We start from the raw sequence: 19,405 nt of genomic DNA, 5'->3' as shown, positions 1-19,405 counted from the left end.
CTGCAAGGGGGTGGGCGGCCACACGAAGTGGGCAAGCCTGGGGGTTAGACCAATAGCGCGTTGACGCGCCGCACGTAGGCCGCCGGATCCGCTGGCAAGCCGCCCTCGGCCAGCAGCGCCTGGTCGAACAGGATGTTCGCGAGGTCGTCGAAGTGCGCCGAGCTTTCGAGCTTGCGCACCAGCGGATGGTCGGCATTCACCTCCAGCACCGGCTTCAGGTCGGGTGCCGGCTGGCCGGCCTGCTTGAGCATGCGCGCGAGTTGCGTGCTCATGCCGCCGTCCTGCACCACCAGGCAAGCGGGTGAGTCGACCAGGCGCGTGGTCACGCGCACGTCCTCGGCCTTGTCCTTGAGCGCTTCCTTGAGGCGTTCGAGCATCGGCTTGAAGGATTCGGCCGCTTCCTCGGCCGCCTTCTTCTCGGCCTCGTCCTGCAGCTTGCCGAGATCGACCGCGCCCTTGGCCACGCTCTGCAATGGCGTGCCGTCGAATTCGGTGAGGTAGTTGAGCGCCCACTCGTCGACCCGGTCGGTCATGAGCAGCACCTCGATGCCCTTCTTGCGGAAGATCTCGAGCTGCGGGCTGTTCTTCGCCGCCGCCGGCGTGTCGGCCGTGATGTAGTAGATCGCGTCCTGCCCCTCCTTCATGCGCGACTTGTAGTCGGCAAAGCTCACGCTGACCGTGTCGCTGGTGCTCGACGCGAAGCGCAGCAGCTTGGCGATGCGCTCGCGGTTGCCGAAGTCCTCGCCCAGGCCTTCCTTGAGGACCGCGCCGAACTCGGCGTAGAACTTGGCGTACTTGCCCGATTCGTCGCTGTACTCGGCCGCGGCCTCGGCGGCGGGCATGGTGTCGGCGACCTTCTTGTCGACCACGTCGGTCACGCCTTCGGTGGGTTCGGGCGCGGGCACCGATTCGCCGGAGCCGACGTCGATCTTGCCCTCGACGCTGTCACCCGCGGTCTTCTGCTTCTTCGCCAGGTCTTCGAGCATGCCGAGCACGCGGCGGGTGGAGCCTTCGCGGATCGCCTTCACGTCGCGGCTTTCCTGCAGCAGCTCGCGGCTCACGTTGAGCGGCAAGTCGGCCGAATCGATCACGCCCTTGACGAAGCGCAGGTAGCTCGGCAACAGCGCTTCGGCATCGTCCATGATGAAGACGCGCTTGACGTAGAGCTTGACGCCCGCGCTCTTGTCGCGGTTCCACAGGTCCATCGGCGCCTTGGCCGGGATATAGAGCAATTGCGTGTACTCGGTCGAGCCTTCGACGCGGTTGTGGCTCCAGGCCAGCGGCGCTTCGAAGTCGTGGCTGATGGTCTTGTAGAACTCGGCGTACTGCTCGTCGGTGATGTCCTTCTTGGGCCGGCTCCAGAGCGCGTTGGCTTGATTGACCGGCTCCCATTCGCCGGTTTTGACCATCTCGCCGCCCTTGCTGTCTTCACCCTCTTTCCACTCTTCCTTTTCCATCAGGATGGGCAGCGAGATGTGGTCGGAGTACTTGCCGATCACGGACTTGAGCTTCCACGCGTTGAGGTACTCGTCGGCATCGTCGCGCAGGTGCAGCGTCACGCTGGTGCCGCGCTCGGTGCGCGTGATGGTGTCGACCTCGAAGTCGCCTGCGCCGCTGCTCGTCCAGCGCACGCCCTCTTCATTCGGCAGCCCCGCACGGCGCGATTCGACGGTGATCTTGTCGGCCACGATGAAGCCCGAATAGAAGCCCACGCCGAACTGGCCGATGAGCTGCGCATCGGCCTTCTGATCGCCCGAGAGCTTGCTCATGAATTCCTTGGTGCCGCTCTTGGCGATGGTGCCGAGGTTGTCGATGGCTTCCTGCTCGCTCAGGCCGATGCCGGTGTCGGTGATGGTGAGGGTCTTGGCGGCCTTGTCGAAGGCCACGCGCACCTCGAGCTTCGGCTGGTCTCCATAGAGATCGGGCTTGTCGATGGCTTCGAAGCGCAGCTTGTCGCAGGCGTCCGACGCGTTCGAGATCAGCTCGCGCAGGAAGATTTCCTTGTTGGAGTAGAGCGAATGCGTGACGAGGTGAAGCAGCTGGGCGACTTCGGCCTGGAAGGGGAGTTTGGTCTTGGAAGTGGTCATGACGAAAGCGGTCGGAATGGACATTCGCCACATGGGGCGAACCAGCGACTTTACAAGACGCAGCGGGCATCGGCCAACGAGAGAAGGCACGCAGTTCGAGCCCGCCATGACGCAAGGCGCAGCGGCGTGATGGGGGCCGAAGCAACGGCGGCTGCGAACTTGTTAACGAAAGTGCAGACAGAACATTTCCGAGCCCATGTCTGCGATGGCAGACGCCAACTCTGCACTGTTCGCGTTGCAGGGCGCCACCTACAGTGACGTCGCTTCGTCATTTCAACACATCAGGGAGTTTCATGAAAAAGCTTGTTGCCATTGCGGCGGCCGTCGCCGCCATTGCGCCTTTTGCTGCGCGCGCAGAGTCCACGCTGACCGTCAATCCCGGGGCGAGTTCGACGACCGCCACGGCCCGCCTCGACTTCTCCATCAACGTGCCGAAGATGCTCTTCCTGCAGATCGGCACCGGGACCAGTTACGCCGCCAACGGCACGGTCAACAACATCAGCTTCGACGTGCCGGCAGGCTCCAGTGGCAGTGGCGCTTCGATTGCGGGTGCAGGCGGCGATCTGGCCGGCGGCGGCGTCACGGTACGCGTGATGGGCAACACCGGCAACGTCAGCATTTCCAACACCGTCACCGGACCGCTGAGCTCGGGTGTGGCTGGCGCCCCCGTCGTGCAGTGGAGCGACATCGTCGTGACGGCTGGCGCGCTGGCCACCACCACCAATGGATTCACCAACGCGGCGATCGCGCATCCGGCGTTCAATACCGGCGCGAGCGGCGGCCAGTCGCCACTGGTCTCGCTGACCACCCCCAACGGCGTGGTGCGCCGGGAAGGCAGCTGGACTTTCGCGTATGCCAATACCGCGTTCCTTCCTGCGGGCACCTACGGCACCTCAGCCAACAACGGCCGGGTCACCTACACCGCTGCGGCGGCCTGACTTCCAGGTCGGCGCGCTTGAAAAACGCCGAGGGATTGCGGTTTGATTCCGTTCATCCCGTCGTTGGAGGTGCCGAATGAAATCGCGTCGCCCATTTCCCTTCGGTCACCGGCCATGCCTCCTGGCGCTTGCCGCGTTGCTGGCCGCGAGCGGCCCGGTGGCACGGGCCTTCACGGTCGGTATCGCGCCCGGCACACGTGCCGTCTACCTGCAGGTGGGCACCGGCACGATGACCGGAGGGACCTTCAATTCGGGCGGCGTTCCAGGCACCAACACGAGCGTCAACACCGTCTCCGTCAACGTGCCGGCCGCTGCGCTCGGCTCGGGCACGCCCCTGCTCATGACGACCAACAGCACGGTCACGGCCAGTGCGTGGAACGGCTTTGCCTTTTGCAATACCCCGGCGACCACCGGGCAGGTGTACATCGGTGGCTTCTACCGGGTCCCCGGCACGACCGGCGCGGCCGCCACGCTGACGGTCAGCACGCCGTTCCCGCTGGCCGACGGCAAAGGCGACACGATCCCCTTCAGCAGCATTGCCTGGACCTCCTCGGGCAACGGCGACGCGACGCCAACCATCCCGAGCGGCGGCTTCAGCGGCGGCAGCCAGAACCTGCTGTCGATCACGCGCAACACCTGGTTCGAGAGCTGCATGGCATTTCGCTACCTCAATACCCAGGTGGTGCCCGCCGGCCTCTTCAAGGGGCAGGCGATCTTCACGCTCACCGCGCCATGAAGACCGATCGCGGCGTTGCCGCATGGGCCGGCCTGGTCGCATGCGTGATCTGCGGCACGGCGTTCGCCTCGACCTACCGCGTCGACGACACCGGCACCTACGCGAGCCAGCCGATGACGCCGATGAACTGGCGTCAGCTGGCACCGGGCCGTGCGGGCGACAACACGGTGGAGGGCCGCGTCAACGTCGCGCTCAGGCTCAATCTTTCGAGCTGGGTGAATCGGCCGGCGCGCATCTACATGGCCATGGCCCCGACGGAAGGCGAACAGATGCTCGCCAGCTGGCGCACGCAAGGCCGGCTGCTGCCGGGCACGGTGCGCAGCGGGGGCCGGACGCTGGTCTTCGAAGGCGTGGTGCGCGACCCCTTCCTGGTCGAAAACATCGTGCTCGACCTGACGGCCGATGGCCGCGCGGTGGAACGGCCCCAATCCCTGCAATTTTCCTTCGAGATCGAGGTATCGCCATGATGATGCGACTTGTCGGACGTTCTGCCTGCCGCGGCATGGCACGCATCCTTTTGCTCGGCGGCGTGGCGCTGATGTCGGCGGCGGGCGCACAGGCGCAGTTCGCGCTGGCGGTTTCGCCGCCGCGCTTCGAGCTGTCGACAGCACCGGGCGAGCGCGCGCGCGAGGTGATCGAACTCACGCACAGCAGCGCCCAGGGCGGCAGCTACGAATTCAGGACCGCCGACTGGACGCTCAAGCCCGATGGATCGCTCGAGTTCAGCGACGAACTGCAGCCTGGCAGTTGCCGCCCCTGGGTCGCGATCGAGCGGCGCGAACTCAGCCTCACGCAGGGCCGGCCCTACCGTTTCCGCTTCGAGGTCACGCCCCCGGCCGGCACGCCACCCATGGAATGCCGCTTCGCGATCATGATCGCAGGCAAGGAGGCCGCGGTGCCGCGGGCCGTGCCCATCGCGCTGGCAGCGCGCATCGGCGTGATCGTGTATGTCGCGGTCGGCGACGTGGCGCCCGCGCTGGAACTGGCGGGCACATCGATCCGGAACGTCGATGGCAGGCAGGCGCCGATCCTGAAGATTCGCAACACCGGCACCGCGCATGGCCGGCTGGCCGGCTTCCTCCGCGCCACCGATGCGCAAGGGACCGCACTCGAACTCCAGGCCGATACCGCGCCCATCCTGCCGGGCGAGACGCGCGAGATCCCGCTGACAGCCACCCGGCCTGGAGACACCGAGACTGCCGTGGCAGTGCACTTTCCGGCGACCGTCGACGGCAAGCTCGAATGGGGCAAGAACGGCAGCCTGCCGGTCAGCCAACGATTTGCGCCATGAGGCTTCGCATCGCCGAAGGCGTCAGCGGAATCTGCTGCGCATGGGCGATGCTGGCTCCAGGCGTGGCCTCTGCACAAACCCCGGCCACGGTGCCGGCGCAGCCCGAGGCCGCGAGCACCTATGTCGATCGCGTGCTCGACAGCGGCGCGCCATCGACGCAACCCGACGAGCCTGAGCAACCCAGCACCGGCTGGCCGCGCGGCTGGAGCATCGAAGGCCAGTCGACACGACAGAGCGGCCAGAGTCGCGCGGCCAGTCAATCGCTGCTGTTCTCGGGCTTCCTGGACACGCCCAACTACGGCGCCTTCTCCACCAACCTGAACCTCAACCGCAACACGGTGTCCATCAGCGGATTCGGCGTGACGGGCAGCACGGGCATGCCCTTCAGCGCGGTGCCGTTCAACTACAGCACCGGCAGCACCTGGCGCATCGACCAGCGCGGCATGCCCTTCGACGGCGGCTGGCTCGGCAACACGAGCGTCGGCAACATCAACATGGCCAGCACGCCGCTGGCACGCGGCGTCGGCCGCGTCTTCCTGCCCGGTTCACCGATCGAAGGCGTGGCCGCCAGCCTCGAACAACCCGGGCACACCAGCTTCAATGTCTCGGCAGGCCGCCTCGGCTATTTCAACGGCCTCTCGTCCCAGGGCTTCTCCGCCAGCCAGGGCACCGCGGCCAGCGCCGGCGCGCAGACCCAGCTCAGCGGCGGCGAAGGTCCGCTGGCGCTGGGCCGCATCGATGCCGCGGCCCAGTTGATCGAGACGCGCGGCGTCGACCTCAATGGCGTTCAGGGCTTCGCGCAGGACACGCGCTCGGTCTGGGCCGCGGTCGCGTGGCAGGGCCTCACGCCCTGGGCCGACACGCTCGGCACCGGCTTCGGCGGCGTCGCCGACAAGATCGGCGGCATGCGCGTGCAGGCGAATGTGGTGCAGAGTTCGGGGCGACCTTCGGACAGCGCCTCGATGGCACCGCGCGACTCGGCCACCGGTACCTGGGTCGATGCCACCTGGCGCACGCAGCTGATGCAGCAGGCGGCCTCGGTGTTCTATTTCGAGCCCTCGCTGCGCTGGGGCGCCGAGCAGTTGCCGAGCGACTTGCGCGGCGCCTCCTGGCGCGGGGATATCGGCACGCGCCAATGGCAGCTCGGCACCAGCGTCGAATTCAGCGACAGTGTGAGCGGATTGCAGCGCCCTTCGCTGTTCGCCAACGTGTTCGGGCGCTGGCGCTTCGACTCGCGCGATTCCGTTTCCGGCACGCTGGCCGCGCGCGCCGGCAGCTTTGCGGCGCAATCGGCCTCGCTGACCTGGGAGCACAAGTCCGACTGGGGCTACTCGCAGTGGCGCACCGACCTCGCGCGCGGTGTCGACCTGCGCGTGATCCGCAGTGGTGTCGACCACGCCTGGGCCGTGGGCGAAAGCCAGACGCTCTCGACCTCGCTCGCCTTCCAGCAATCGAACACGCAAGGCGTGAGCACGCGCACCGTGTACTGGGGCCTGCTGGGCACCACGCCGCTCGTCGCGGGCGCGCGTCTCGATCTGAGCCTGCGCGGCAGCAACGGCACGGGCGAGACGGGCTCGCGCTTCGAGAGCGCCAACGTGCGTGTGAACTGGCCGATCGGCCACGGCTGGTCCTTCATCGCCCAGTACACCTCGGCGCGCGGCCAGGAATCGCAGAACCCGGCCGTGGTCTCGGCGCTCACCGCCGCCACCCTGCAACCGACACCGCTGCTGCCGGCCAGCCGCTCGCTGATGATCGCGCTGCGCTACGAAGACCGTGCCGGCGTCACCACCGCGCCGATCGGCGGCGCGCCCGGCGGCGGCTCGGGCCGGGTCGAAGGCCACGTGTTCTTCGACCAGAACAACAATGGGCAGCGTGAAGCCAGCGAGGGCGGCGTCGCCGGCGTCACGGTCCTGCTGGACCGCCGCTACGTCGCACGGACCGATGCCCAGGGCTTCTACAGCTTTCCCTCGGTGGCGGGCGGCAGCCACGAACTCGAACTGGTCCAGGACGATCTGCCGCTGCCGTGGAGCAGCCCCGGCTCGCCGTCACGGCGCGTGGACGTGTATGTGCGCGACACCCTGCCGGTCGATTTCCCGGTGCAGAAAGAGCGCTGAGTCCGGCGGCGCGTGCACCGGGCAAAGCAGTGCGCCGCGGCCTTCAGTCGCCGCCCACGTCCCCCCGCCCGGACGGGATCAGCCCGTCGCGCTGCGCCTCCTCGGCCGCCGCGGTGACGCCCGCGCGGTCCAGGCCGGAGCGCTCGGTCGGCGGCGCGGTCTCCTGCGACAGCAGCGGCGCGGTCGTGGCATTGCGCGTCGCATCGAGCGCGCCCGCATGCAGGTCGGCGCGCGAGAGCTCCGAGTGAAAGCGCAGCACGTGCTGCGAGCCATCGGCTTCGTCGGCACGCGCGGCGGCCGGGCCGAGTGCGACGGCAGCGCCGAAGGTGCAGGCGAAAAGAAGCTGGAACGATTTCGGCATGGGGATTCCTTGCGATGTCGGGGTCTCGCGCCGCCTGCCGCATGCAGAACGGCGGACCCGCCACCACTCTAGAAAATCCGACTGAGCACAGCTTGAGCGAAAACTTCGCTCAGGATGAGCCGCCGCGCAGATGCACGCGCGCGATCAGGCCGGGGCCGTCGGTGCGGTTCGCGAGCACGATGCGCAACCCATGCCGCGCCGCCACCGCCTGCGCGATCGCCAGGCCGAGCCCGCTGCCGCCGACGGGCGCGCCCGAGACGCGGAAGAAACGATCGAACACGCGGCCGAGCAGTTCGGGCGGAATCCCCGGTCCGTTGTCCACCACGTCGACCACCGCCTGCCCGCCGACCTCGTGCAGCCGCACGTCGACCACGCCGCCCTCCGGCGCATAGCGCACCGCGTTGTCGATCAGGTTGTCGAACACGCTGCGCAGCTCCGCGGCCGATGCCGACAGCACCGGCGCGATGCGCCCCTCGAAGCCGATGTCGACGCGCCGCTGGTCCGCCAGCGCCATCAGCTGGCCGACGCTGTCGCGCAGCAGCGCGGCGATATCGACCGTGCTCGGCGGCCCGATTTCCGGCGCCGCGTGCCGGGAGAGGCTCAGCAGCTGCTCGATCAGATGCTGCGCACGCGTCACGCCGCCTTCGAGCTGCGCGAAGCGCTCGGCGGCATCGCCCGGCGGCACGTGGGCGCGCAGGTTCTCGATCTGCAGCCCGATCGCGGCCATCGGCGTGCGCAGCTCGTGCGCCGCGTCCTGCATGAAATGGCGCTGCATCGACAGCGTGTTGCGCAGCCGCGCGAGCAGGCTGTTGAAGGCCGTCACCAGCGGCGCGATTTCTTCGGGCACCCGCGCGACGGAGAGTTCGTCGATGCTGCCTTCGTCCTGCGCCGCCACGTCGCGGGCCACCGCACGCAGCGAGCGCGAGACCGCCGAGACGATGCCCCAGAGGATCAGCAGCGTCACCGGCAGCAGCAGCAACAGCGGCAGGCTCTCCAGCAGCGCGCGGCGAACGATGCGGTTGCGCCGGAAGGCGCCGTTCTGCACCACCTGCACGCGCGGCGCGTCGGCCAGCTCGCCGCGCGGGGCCGTGTAGACGCGCCATCGGTCTTCGTCGGCGGCACCCGTGCGAACCTCACCGAAGCCCATCGCCGGTTGCAGCGCAACGCGGAAGCCGGGCCAGGAGGCGGCCAGCAGCGTGCTGCCGTCGGCGCTCCAGATCTGCACGACGAAGGCACCGCGCCGCAGCGCGTCCTCGCGGCTCACGGGCTCCAGCGCCGGCAGCCGGTGATGGGTCGCATGCGACTCCGCCACCAGCCGCATCTGGTCGTCCATGAAGTTGTTGACCAGCCGGCCATAGGCGACATACGAGAACCAGGCCGTGGTCGCGATCGCCACCAGGTACAGCGCGATCAGCCACACCAGCAGCTGGCCGCCCAGCGAAGCTCGTCGCAGACGGATCCAGCTCATCCCGCCGCGACCCGCCAGCCGAGCCCGCGCACGTTGCGGATGGCGTCGGCGCCGAGCTTGCGGCGCATGCCGTGGATCAGCACGTCGACCGCGTTGCTGGTGACCTCCTCGCCCCAGCCGTAGATGCGGTTCTCCAGCTGCTCGCGCGACAGGATCGCGCCGGGCCGCTCGAGCAGCGCATGCAGCAGGGCGAACTCGCGCGCGGTCAGCACCTCGCGCACGCCGTTGACCAGCACGTCGCGCGTCGTCAGGTCGAGCTGCAGCGCGGCGGTGCCGATGAGCGAATGCGCGGCGCCATCGCGGCGGCGCACCACGGCGCGCATGCGCGCGAGCAGTTCGCGCAGCGCGAAAGGCTTGAGCAGGTAATCGTCGGCGCCGAGATCGAGCACGTTGATGCGGTCGTCCAGGCCGTCGCGCGCGGTCAGCACCAGCACGGGCGTCGCATCGCCGCGCTCGCGCGCGCGGCGCAGCACCTCGGTGCCGTCCTGGCGCGGCAGGCCGAGGTCGAGCAGCACGCAGGTGTAGTCGCCGTCGGCGAAGGCGCTGTGCGCCAGCGCGCCGTCGCGCACCCAGTCGACCGACCAGCCGGCGCCCTCGAGCGCCTGCATCAGGCTGCGGCCGATCATTTCGTCATCTTCCACCAGCAAGGCGCGCACACGGTCTCCTTGTGCCCCGGGCACAGTTCTCGCGGAGGCTACGCCCGATTTCTTAGACGCGCATGAGCGGCAGCCCGCGTGGTCAGCTTGTGCTGGGATCGGATCCGCACCATGATCAACTCTTCACACAGTTTTCAGGAGTATCCAGGATGAATCTCTCCCTCAAGGCATTGCTGGCCGCGGCCGGTCTTCTTGGCGCGCTCGCCGCCCAGGCACAAGCGCTGCCGGCCGATGCGCCGGCCGGCACCACGGTCCAGTGCAAGGACGGCAGCTACGCCGCGCCCGACAGCAAGTCGGGCGCCTGCCGCGGCCACAAGGGAATCAAGACCTGGTTCGGCAAGGCCGGCGCTGCGGCACCCGCGGCGGCGGCGGCACCGGCGGCAGCCGCGGCACCGGCGACAGCCGCGGCACCGGCGGCCCCAGCCGCCACCCCGCCGGCAGCAATGAGCAAGGCCGGCGCCGCACCGGCGGCCGCCACCGCGGCGGCCAAGACGACCGCGCGCCCCGATCCCTCGACCATGGCCGCCGCGCCCGGCGGCGGCGCGGGCAAGGTCTGGGTCAATGAATCGAGCAAGGTCTACCACTGCATGGGCGACCGCTATTACGGCAAGACCAAGAAGGGCGAGTACATGAGCGAGGCCGATGCCAAGGCCAAGGGCGCGCACGCATCGGGCGGCAAGGCCTGCGCTGCATAGGCTCGCCCCCAGGCTTGCTCACTTCGTGTAGCCGCCCACCCCCTGCCGGGGGCAACACCGGCGGACCGGCGAAGCCGGATCCGCGGTGTTCTCGGAAGGGGCTTGGCTGCGCCGGCCAGGCGGCTAGAAGCGCTCGTCCGGGCCCAGGTAGCGCCACTGGCCGACGGGCAGCCGGCCCAGCAGCACGCGGCCGATGCGGATGCGCTTGAGGCCGACGACCTTGAGCCCGACCAGTTCGCACATGCGGCGGATCTGGCGCTTCTTGCCTTCGGTCAGCACGAAGCGCAGTTGCTCGGGGTTCTGCCATTCGACCTGGGCCGGCTTCAACAGCTGGCCGTCGAGGCTCAGGCCATGCCGCAGCCTGGCGAGCCCTTCGCGCGGGAAAGCGGCCTGCGCGTTCTCGGCCACCGGGCCGTAGGCCACGCGCACCAGATACTCCTTCTCCATGCCGGAGTCCTCGCCGATGAGCTGGCGCGCGACGCGGCCATCCTGCGTGAGGACCAGCAGCCCCACCGAATCGATGTCGAGCCGGCCCGCCGGTGCGAGCCCGCGCAGCTGCGGCGGCGAGAAGCGGTTGCGGCTCGGGTCTTCGCGCCAGTGCGTGCGCGGGTTGATCAGCACCACCGCGGGCTCGTGCCCGTCCTCGGCCTGGCCGCTCACATAGCCCATCGGCTTGTGCAGCAGGATCGTGACCTGTTGCTGCTGCCGGTTCTGCGCCTGGCGGTCGACCTCGATGCGATCGGCCGGCAGCACCTTGACGCCCATCTCGGCGACCCGGCCGTTGACCTTGACCCAACCCTGCGCAATCCACTCGTCTGCTTCGCGGCGCGAGCACAGGCCGAGCTCGGCCATGCGTTTGTTGAGACGGGAAGGTGCGGCGGCGTCGGTCATAGAGACGAATTGTCGCGGACCACGGACCAGGCCAGGAACACCGCGGAACCGGCTTTGCCGGGCCGCTGGTGTTGCCCCCTGAAAGGGGGTTGGCGAAGCGACACGAAGTGCGCGAAGACTGGGGGTTCGCTTAAGCCACCAGCCGATAGCCAACGGCCGTCTCGGTGATGAGGTGCCGCGGCTGCGCCGGATCGGCCTCCAGCTTCTGCCGCAGGTGCCCCATGTAGATGCGCAGGTAGTGGCTCTGCTCGGCATGCGAAGGCCCCCACACCTCGCGCAGCAGCTGGCGCTGCGTGAGCACGCGCCCGGCATTGGCGATCAGCACCGACAGCAGCCGGTACTCGGTGGGCGTGAGATGCACCTCGCCGCCCGCGCGCCGCACCAGGCGCGCGCTGCGGTCGACCTCGACCTCGCCGAAGCGGAACACCGGCTCGGGCTCCTCGCCGCCACCGGACGCGCGCGGCCGGCGCAGGTTGGCGCGCACGCGCGCCAGCAGTTCGCCGGTGCCGAAGGGCTTGGTCAGGTAGTCGTCGGCGCCGGCATCGAGTGCGGCGATCTTGTCGGCCTCGTCGGTGCGCGCCGAGAGCACGATGATCGGCACGCCCGACCAGCCGCGCACGTCGCGGATCAGCGCGACGCCGTCGCCATCCGGCAGACCGAGGTCGAGCACCAGCAGGTCGGGCTGCCGCGTGCCGGCCGCCGCCAGGCCTTCGCGCAAGGTGCCGGCCTCATGCACCAGCCAGCCCTCGGCCTCGAGCGCGCCGCGCACGAAGCGGCGGATCTGCGGTTCGTCCTCGATGACGATGGCGGTGGGAGCGGGCATGGACGTGGCGATCAGTCGCCGCTGTCGGCCACCGGTTCGGGCGGCTCGCGGCGCGGCAGCGTGACCGCGAATTCTGCACCGCCATCGACGGCGTTCGTGGCCGCGATCTCGCCGCCATGCGCGTTGACCACCGCCTTGCAGATCGCCAGTCCCAGGCCGACGCCGGGCGTGGCCGACTCCGCCTGGCCGCGGGTGAATTTCTCGAACAGCAACTGCTCGTGGCCCTGCATCGACGGCGGCAGGCCCGGCCCGTGGTCGCGCACCGTGAGCACCAGCGTCTTCGGCGTGACGCGCGCGCCGACCACCACCGGCGGCCGGCCGTACTTGGCCGCGTTCTCCAGCAGGTTGACCAGCACGCGCTCGATCAGCACGGCGTCGAACTCGACCAGCGGCAGCTCGGCGGGCAGATCGGTCCGCACCGGCATGTCGCCGAGCGCGGGCCGTGCCGCGCGGATGGCGGCGCCGACCACCTCCTCCACCGATTGCCATTCGCGGCGCAGGTTGACCGCGCCGCCGGCGATGCCGCTTTCGAGCCGCGCCATGTCCAGCAGGTTGTTGACCAGCGCGTGCAGCTGGTGCGCCTGCGCGACGATGGCGCGCGCCACCGCGCGCGGATCGGCCGCGGCATCGGACGGCGCCTGCAGCGATTCGGCCAGCGCGATGAGCGCCGTCAACGGCGTGCGCACGTCGTGCGAGATCGCGCCCAGCAGCGCGTTGCGCAGCCGCTCCGATTCCATCTCGACCAGGGCCTGCTGCGCCACTTCGACATAGTGCACGCGCTCCAGCGCGATCGCGATCTGCCGCGCCAGCGTGTCGAGCTGCTGTACCTGCTCGGGAATCAGCAGCCAGCGCGGTCGCGCGGGCTCGAGCGCGAGCACGCCGCGCACCCGCATCGGCGCCTTGAGCGGCACGTAGTGCCAGGGCTGCGCCGCCAGCGTCGCGGTCGCGAGGCCGGCCGGCTGCCCCTGGCGAAAGGCCCAATCGGCCACCGAGGCATCGAAACCCGCGGGCGGCTCGTCGGGCATCACGAGCCGGTCGCCGGCATCCGGCACCAGCACCAGCGCCTGGCCGCCGAAATGGCTTTGGACCGCCGCCGCGCCGAGCGCGATCACCTGCGTGCTCTGGAGCGCGGCCGACAGTTCGCGCGTGAGCTCGAACAGCGATTGCGCGCGCCGCTCGCGGCTGGCCGACACGCCGGCCGCGAAGCGCAGCCCCGCGGTGAGCTGGCCGACCAGGAGGCCGACGCCGAGCATGACGACGAAGGTCAGCAGGTACTGCACGTCACTGACGCTGAAGGACAGCCGCGGCGGCACGAAGAAATAGTCGAAGGCCGCGACATTGAGCAGCGCCGCGAAGGCCGCCGGCCCGCGCCCGAAACGCAGCGCCACGCCGACCACGCCGAGCAGGAACAGCATCACGATGTTGGCCAGCTCCAGCACATGCGACAACGGCGTCGCCAGCAGCGTGATCGCCACGCTGATCGCCGCGGTCCACGCATAGCCGGGCCAGCGCGCATGCGGCCGGTCGGCATCCTCGACATCGAGCTCGCCACTGCGCCGGCCGGGCTGTGCATGCGCGAGCCGCCGCGCGCTGTCGGCGCGCGCGACCTCGACGATGTCGATGCCCGGCGCATGGCGCGCGAGTTCGCCCGCCAGCCCCTTGGAAGGCCACCAGCGCCGCCATCCGCCCGCCGGCTCGGCGCGGCCCACGACCAGCGTCGCGCAGTTGAGCCGCTGCGCCTGCCCGGCCAGCTCCGCCGCGACATCGACGCCGGTCAGCACCGCCGTCGCCGCGCCCAGCTCCTCGGCCAGCTTGAGCAGCGCGAGGATGCGGTCGCGCTGCGCCGCGTCGAGCCGCTGCAGGCGCGGCGTCTCGACGTAGGCCGCATGCCAGCGCACGTTGAGCTGGCCGGCCAGGCGCGCCGCGGTGCGCACCGTCTGGCCGGCGCCCTCGTGCGGGCCGATGCACGCGAGGATCGCGCCCGAGGTGTTCCAGGCCGGCGGACCCGCATCGCCGCGCGCGCCGGACTGCTCGACACGCCAGCCGCGCACGTCGTCCTCCACGTGCTCGGCGGTGCGGCGCAGCGCGATCTCGCGCAGCGCGATCAGGTTGCCCTTGCGGAAGAAGTTCTGCGCCGCGCGCTCGGCCTGCTGCGGCAGGTAGACCTTGCCGGCCGCCAGCCGCGCGGTGAGTTCGTCGGGCGTGACATCGACCAGCACCACCTCGTCGGCCTCGTCGAGCACGCTGTCGGGCACGGTCTCGTGCACGCGCACGCCGGTGATCGCGCCGACCGTGCCGTTGAGGCTTTCCAGATGCTGCACATTGATGGCCGACCAGACATCGATGCCCGCGGCCAGCAACTCCTGCACGTCCTGCCAGCGCTTCGCATGGCGCGAGCCGGGCGCGTTGGTGTGCGCGAGCTCGTCGACCAGCAGCACCGCGGGATGGCGCGCGAGCGCGGCATCGAGGTCGAACTCGGCCAGCGTGCGGCCACGGTACGCCACCTCGCGCAAGGGCAGCGTGCCGAGCCCGGCCAGCAGCGCCGCGGTCTCGCTGCGGCCATGCGTCTCGACCACGCCGATCAGCACGTCGCGCCCTGTCGCGCGCTCGCGCTGCGCCGCACTCAGCATGGCCCAGGTCTTGCCGACGCCGGCGCTGGCGCCGAAGTAGATGCGCAGCTTGCCGCGCCGCGTGCGCTCGTCCTCGGCGCGCAGCTGCGCCAGCAGCGCGTCGGGATCGGGGCGAACGGCGTCTTGCATGGACAGGACAGGTTAGCGCACTGCCGGGTCCTTGCGCCGGCCATGGCGGCGCTCGTCGGGCGTCAAGCGGGCAAGCCCGGGGGGTTTCATCTGGCTGCCTGGTCGAGCGCCAGGTTGAGCGCGAGCACGTTCACGCGCGGCTCGCCGAGCAGGCCGAGGAATGCACCCTCGGTGTGGTCGTCGATCAGCTGCTCGACGCGATCGCGCGGCAGCTTGCGCAGCCGCGCCACGCGCGCCGCCTGGTAGCGCGCGGCGGCCGGGCTGATGTGCGGATCGAGCCCGCTGGCCGAGGCCGTGACGAGGTCCGCCGGCACCGGCGCGGTGTTGCCCGGATCGGCGGCGCGCAAGGCCTCGATGCGGCCCTTGACCGCGTCGACCAGCGCGGGGTTCGACGGCCCCAGGTTGGAGCCGCCCGACGCGGCCGCGTTGTAGGGCATCGGCGCGGTGGCCGATGGACGGCCCCAGAAATGCCCGGGGTCGCTGAAGTTCTGGCCGATCAGCGTCGAGCCGATCGCGTGGCCGTCGCGCACGACGGGGCTGCCCGCGGCCTGCGACGGAAAGACCGCCTGCGCGGCACCGGTGACGACCAGCGGATAGACCAGCCCGGTGAGTGCGCTCAGCAGCGCGAAGAGCACGAGCGCGGGACGAAAGATGCTTGTCATGATGAAGATCCTCAGACGAGACCGACCGCCACCAGCAGCCAGTCGATGAGCTTGATGCCGATGAAAGGGACAACCAGGCCGCCAAGGCCGTAGATCGCCAGATTGCGCCGCAGCAGCACCGCCGCGCCGACCGGCCGGTAGCGCACGCCCTTCAGCGCCAGCGGGATCAGGAACACGATCACCAGCGCATTGAAGATCACCGCCGACAGGATCGCCGACGACGGGCTCGCCAGCCGCATCACGTTGAGCGCGCCGAGCTGCGGGTAGGTCGAGACGAAGATCGCCGGGATGATCGCGAAGTACTTGGCGACATCGTTGGCGATCGAGAAGGTGGTGAGCGAGCCGCGCGTCATCAGGAGCGCCTTGCCGGTCTCGACCACTTCGAGCAGCTTGGTCGGATTGGAGTCCAGGTCGACCATGTTGCCGGCCTCCTTCGCGGCCTGCGTGCCGCTGCCCATCGCCACCGCGACATCGGCCTGCGCGAGCGCGGGCGCGTCGTTGGTGCCGTCGCCGGTCATCGCGACCAGCCGCCCTTCGGCCTGGTACTGGCGGATCAGCGCCAGCTTGTCCTCGGGCGTCGCCTCGGCGAGGAAATCGTCGACGCCGGCCTCGGCCGCGATGGCCGCGGCGGTGAGCTTGTTGTCGCCGGTGATCATCACCGTCTTGATGCCCATCCGGCGCAGCTCGGCGAAGCGTTCCCTGATGTCGGTCTTGACGATGTCCTTGAGCTCGACGATGCCGAGCACGCGGCTGCCCTCGGCCACCGCCAGCGGCGTGCTGCCGCGGCGCGCCACCGCATCGGCCGCGCGCATCACCTCGGTCGCCATCGTGCCGCCGAGCGCCTCGACGTGGCGGCGCAGCGCGTCGACAGCGCCCTTGCGCAGGGTGACGAATTCGGCATCGAGGCTGTTCGCGGCCGGCGGCAGGTCGACGCCGCTCATGCGCGTCTGCGCGGTGAAGGGCACGAAGCGCGCGCCCTCGACCGGCGCGTCGTCGGTGCCGCCGCGGCGTGCGAGCTCGACGATGCTGCGGCCTTCGGGTGTCTCGTCGGCCAGCGAGGCCAGCAGCGCGGCGCGCGCCAGGCGCTCGGCCGTGACGCCGGGCGCAGGCAGCATCGCGCTGGCCTGGCGATTGCCGTGCGTGATGGTGCCGGTCTTGTCGAGCAGCAGCACGTCGACGTCGCCTGCGGCCTCGACCGCGCGGCCGGAGGTGGCGATCACGTTGGCCTGCATCATGCGGCTCATGCCGGCCACGCCGATGGCCGACAGCAGGCCACCGATGGTGGTCGGGATCAGGCACACCAGCAGCGCCACCAGCGCGGTCAGCGACACCACCGTGCCCGCGCCCGCCGCGCCGACGCTGAACACCGAGTACGGCAGCAGCGTCGCGGTGACGATCAGGAACACCAGCGTGAGCGCGACCAGCAGGATGGTGAGCGCGATCTCGTTCGGCGTCTTCTGGCGCTTGGCGGCCTCGACCATGCCGATCATGCGGTCCAGGAAGGATTCGCCCGGGTTGACCGTGATGCGCACCACCAGCCAGTCCGACAGCACGCGGGTGCCGCCGGTGACGGCCGAGAAGTCGCCGCCCGATTCGCGCACCACCGGTGCGGATTCGCCGGTGATCGCGCTCTCGTCGACCGAGGCGACGCCTTCGATCACCTCGCCGTCGAGCGGAATCACGTCGTGCACTTCGACCAGCACCACGTCGCCCTTGCGCAGGTTGGGCGCCTGCTCCGGCAGGAACGTGGCGCCATGGAAGGGCTCGACGAGTTTCTTGGCCCAGGTGTCCTTGCGCAGGCCGCGCAGCGAGGCGGCCTGTGCCTTGCTGCGCCCTTCGGCCAGCGCCTCGGCGAAGTTGGCGAACAGCACGGTGAACCAGAGCCAGACCGCGACCGCGAGCACGAAGGCCGGCGGCATGCCGGTGTCGCCCGGAAAGCTGCGTGCATGCACCCACAGCAGCGTGGTGAGGATGCTGCCGATGTAGACGATGAACATCACCGGGTTGCGCCATTGCACGCGCGGATCCAGCTTGGTCACCGACGCCCACAGCGCGGGGCGCAGCAGCGCTGCATCGAACAGCGAAAGAGGAGAAGCAGTCTTGCCAGTCATGATCGATTTCACTTCCACAGCATCAGGTGCTCGACCATCGGGCCCAACGCGAGCGCCGGGACGTAGTTGAGCAGGCCCACCAGCAGCACGGTGCCGATCAGCAGCGTGACGAACAGCGGCCCGTGCGTGGGCATGGTGCCGGCCGTCACCGGCAGCCGCTTCTTGGCCGCGAGCGAGCCCGCGATGGCCAGCACCGGCACGATCACGCCGAAGCGGCCGAACCACATCACCACGGCCAGCAGCGCGTTGTAGAAGGGCGTGTTGGCCGAGAGCCCGGCGAAGGCGCTGCCGTTGTTGTTGCCGGCCGAGGTCAGCGCGTAGAGGATCTCGGAGAAGCCGTGCGCGCCGGGGTTGGCGATGCCCGCCTTGCCCGCGTCCGCGATCACGGCGACGGCGGTGCCGGCGAGCACCAGGATCGGCGTCACCAGGATCGCGATCGAGGTCAGCTTCATCTCGTAGATCTCGATCTTCTTGCCGAGGTATTCGGGCGTGCGGCCGATCATCAGCCCGGCGATGAAGACCGCGAGCACGGCGAAGATCAACATGCTGTAGAGCCCCGTTCCGACGCCGCCGAAGACGACCTCGCCGAGCTGCATCAGCACCATCGGCACCATGCCGCCGAGCGGCGTGAAGGAGTCGTGCATCGCATTCACCGCGCCGCAGGACGCAGCGGTGGTGATGGCCGCGAACAGCGCCGAGGCGTCGATGCCGAAGCGCACTTCCTTGCCTTCCATGTTGCCGCCGGCCTGCAGCGCGCTCGACATCTGGTCGACACCGAGCGGCGACAGGAGCGGATTGCCGGCCTGCTCCGCGGGCGTGACCACGATCACCGCGACCACGAACATCAGCGTCATGGCCGCCAGGATGGCCCAGCCCTGGCGCGGGTCTCCCACCATTCGGCCGAAGCTGAAGCACAGGGCGGCGGGGATCAGGAAGATCGCGAGCATCTGCACGAAGTTGGCGAGCGCGGTCGGGTTCTCGTAGGGATGCGCCGAGTTGGCGTTGAAGAAGCCGCCGCCGTTGGTGCCGAGCATCTTGATCGCCTCCTGCGAGGCGACCGGCCCCATGGCCAGCGTCTGCGTGGTGGTCTTCGCGTCTTCCGTCACCGGGCTGCCCTGCGCGTCCTTGAGCGGCTGGCCCGCGGCATCCAGCCTGGGGTTCTGGTAGGCCGTGGCCTCGACCGTGGTCACGGCCTTGTAGGCATCGAAGTTCTGGATCACGCCCTGGCCCGCCAGCAGCATGGCGATGGCGAACGAGAGCGGCAGCAGCACCCACACGGTGATGCGCGTCAGGTCGACCCAGAAGTTGCCGACGAAACCGCGGCCGTCGGTGCGCCGCGCCGCGAAGCCGCGCGCCAGCGCGAACGCGACCGCGATGCCGGTTGCGGCGGAGAAGAAGTTCTGCACCGTGAGCCCGAGCATCTGCGTGAGATAGCTCATCGTCGATTCGCCGGCATAGCCCTGCCAGTTGGTGTTGGTCACGAAGGCGACCGCGGTGTTGAAGGACGAGTCCGGCGACACGGCCGTCATGCCGGCCGGATTGAGCGGCAGCAGCGCCTGCAGACGCTGCAGACCGTAGACGGCGAAGGCGCCGATCGCATTGAATGCGAGCAGCGCCAGGGCATAGCTGCGCCAGTGCATGGCGCTGTCGGGCGCAACGCCTGCGAGCCGGTAGAGCGGTGCTTCGACGCGCAGCATCCAGCGCGGCAGATGGCCTTCGGAGAGCGCCGCTAGGTAGCGCCCGAGCGGCCATGCGAGCAGCAGCAGCACGACGAGGTAAAGGGCCAGCAGACCCCAGGCCGAGGTGTTCATGG

At 69.7% G+C, this 19,405-nt stretch carries 16 protein-coding genes; 6 read left to right on the top strand and 10 right to left on the bottom strand.

Features of this window, described 5'->3' with window-relative positions:
- Positions 1 to 44: 44 nt before the first annotated feature.
- Positions 45 to 2,087, bottom strand: coding sequence for a molecular chaperone HtpG (htpG, locus tag E5P2_RS03275; protein WP_174262636.1), 2,043 nt, complete (start codon positions 2,085 to 2,087; stop codon positions 45 to 47).
- A 293-nt stretch (positions 2,088 to 2,380) separates the two neighbouring features.
- Here htpG and E5P2_RS03270 point away from each other — a divergent pair, with 293 nt between their 5' ends.
- The 5 genes from E5P2_RS03270 (at position 2,381) to E5P2_RS03250 (ending at position 7,166) form a co-directional block, all read left to right on the top strand.
- Positions 2,381 to 3,025, top strand: a complete 645-nt coding sequence (locus E5P2_RS03270) for a hypothetical protein (protein WP_162565728.1) — start codon at positions 2,381 to 2,383, stop codon at positions 3,023 to 3,025.
- A 76-nt stretch (positions 3,026 to 3,101) separates the two neighbouring features.
- Complete coding sequence (locus tag E5P2_RS03265; protein WP_162565727.1) at positions 3,102 to 3,761, top strand: hypothetical protein; 660 nt, start codon at positions 3,102 to 3,104, stop codon at positions 3,759 to 3,761.
- Positions 3,758 to 4,228: a hypothetical protein gene (locus tag E5P2_RS03260; RefSeq protein WP_162565726.1), complete on the top strand. Its 471-nt coding sequence runs from the start codon at positions 3,758 to 3,760 to the stop codon at positions 4,226 to 4,228. The genes E5P2_RS03265 and E5P2_RS03260 overlap by 4 nt, the downstream gene beginning before the upstream one ends.
- Entirely contained in the window at positions 4,225 to 5,052 is an 828-nt protein-coding gene (locus E5P2_RS03255) for a COG1470 family protein (protein WP_232080560.1), read from the top strand. The genes E5P2_RS03260 and E5P2_RS03255 overlap by 4 nt, the downstream gene beginning before the upstream one ends.
- A complete protein-coding gene (locus tag E5P2_RS03250) occupies positions 5,049 to 7,166 on the top strand; it encodes an SdrD B-like domain-containing protein (protein WP_162565724.1) in 2,118 nt (705 codons plus the stop codon). Before E5P2_RS03255 ends, E5P2_RS03250 begins: the two co-directional genes overlap by 4 nt.
- Positions 7,167 to 7,209: 43 nt before the next feature.
- On the opposite strand, the gene E5P2_RS03245 is transcribed toward E5P2_RS03250, so the two are convergent.
- The 3 genes from E5P2_RS03245 to E5P2_RS03235 form a co-directional block, all read right to left on the bottom strand.
- The gene (locus E5P2_RS03245; RefSeq protein ID WP_162565723.1) at positions 7,210 to 7,527 is read right to left on the bottom strand and encodes a hypothetical protein; all 318 of its coding nucleotides are present in this window, start codon (positions 7,525 to 7,527) and stop codon (positions 7,210 to 7,212) included.
- A gap of 109 nt (positions 7,528 to 7,636) precedes the next feature.
- On the bottom strand, positions 7,637 to 8,995 hold the full coding sequence (locus tag E5P2_RS03240) for a sensor histidine kinase (RefSeq protein WP_162565722.1): 1,359 nt from the start codon (positions 8,993 to 8,995) through the stop codon (positions 7,637 to 7,639).
- Entirely contained in the window at positions 8,992 to 9,651 is a 660-nt protein-coding gene (locus tag E5P2_RS03235; protein WP_162565721.1) for a response regulator, read from the bottom strand. Before E5P2_RS03235 ends, E5P2_RS03240 begins: the two co-directional genes overlap by 4 nt.
- Positions 9,652 to 9,800: 149 nt before the next feature.
- Between E5P2_RS03235 and E5P2_RS03230 the strand changes: the two genes are divergently transcribed.
- Positions 9,801 to 10,346: a DUF3761 domain-containing protein gene (locus tag E5P2_RS03230; RefSeq protein WP_162565720.1), complete on the top strand. Its 546-nt coding sequence runs from the start codon at positions 9,801 to 9,803 to the stop codon at positions 10,344 to 10,346.
- Positions 10,347 to 10,469: 123 nt separating this feature from the next.
- Here the strand turns inward: E5P2_RS03230 and E5P2_RS03225 are convergent, their stop codons facing one another.
- From E5P2_RS03225 to kdpA, 6 genes are all read right to left on the bottom strand, one after another.
- A complete protein-coding gene (locus E5P2_RS03225; RefSeq protein ID WP_162565719.1) occupies positions 10,470 to 11,237 on the bottom strand; it encodes a pseudouridine synthase in 768 nt (255 codons plus the stop codon).
- A gap of 130 nt (positions 11,238 to 11,367) precedes the next feature.
- Positions 11,368 to 12,060, bottom strand: coding sequence for a two-component system response regulator KdpE (gene kdpE, locus E5P2_RS03220; protein WP_162565718.1), 693 nt, complete (start codon positions 12,058 to 12,060; stop codon positions 11,368 to 11,370).
- Between the two features lie 11 nt (positions 12,061 to 12,071).
- A complete protein-coding gene (locus tag E5P2_RS03215) occupies positions 12,072 to 14,819 on the bottom strand; it encodes a DUF4118 domain-containing protein (RefSeq protein WP_162565717.1) in 2,748 nt (915 codons plus the stop codon).
- Positions 14,820 to 14,905: 86 nt separating this feature from the next.
- Entirely contained in the window at positions 14,906 to 15,481 is a 576-nt protein-coding gene (kdpC, locus tag E5P2_RS03210) for a potassium-transporting ATPase subunit KdpC (RefSeq protein ID WP_162565716.1), read from the bottom strand.
- 11 nt (positions 15,482 to 15,492) lie between these two features.
- Positions 15,493 to 17,592: a potassium-transporting ATPase subunit KdpB gene (kdpB, locus tag E5P2_RS03205; RefSeq protein WP_162565715.1), complete on the bottom strand. Its 2,100-nt coding sequence runs from the start codon at positions 17,590 to 17,592 to the stop codon at positions 15,493 to 15,495.
- An 8-nt stretch (positions 17,593 to 17,600) separates the two neighbouring features.
- Positions 17,601 to 19,403: a potassium-transporting ATPase subunit KdpA gene (kdpA, locus tag E5P2_RS03200; protein WP_162565714.1), complete on the bottom strand. Its 1,803-nt coding sequence runs from the start codon at positions 19,401 to 19,403 to the stop codon at positions 17,601 to 17,603.
- Positions 19,404 to 19,405: the final 2 nt, after the last annotated feature.

Source organism: Variovorax sp. SRS16 (genome assembly GCF_901827165.1).
Classification (GTDB): domain Bacteria; phylum Pseudomonadota; class Gammaproteobacteria; order Burkholderiales; family Burkholderiaceae_C; genus Variovorax.
Note: the sequence above shows the minus strand (reverse complement) of the source record. Positions and strands in the feature narration are given on the sequence as shown.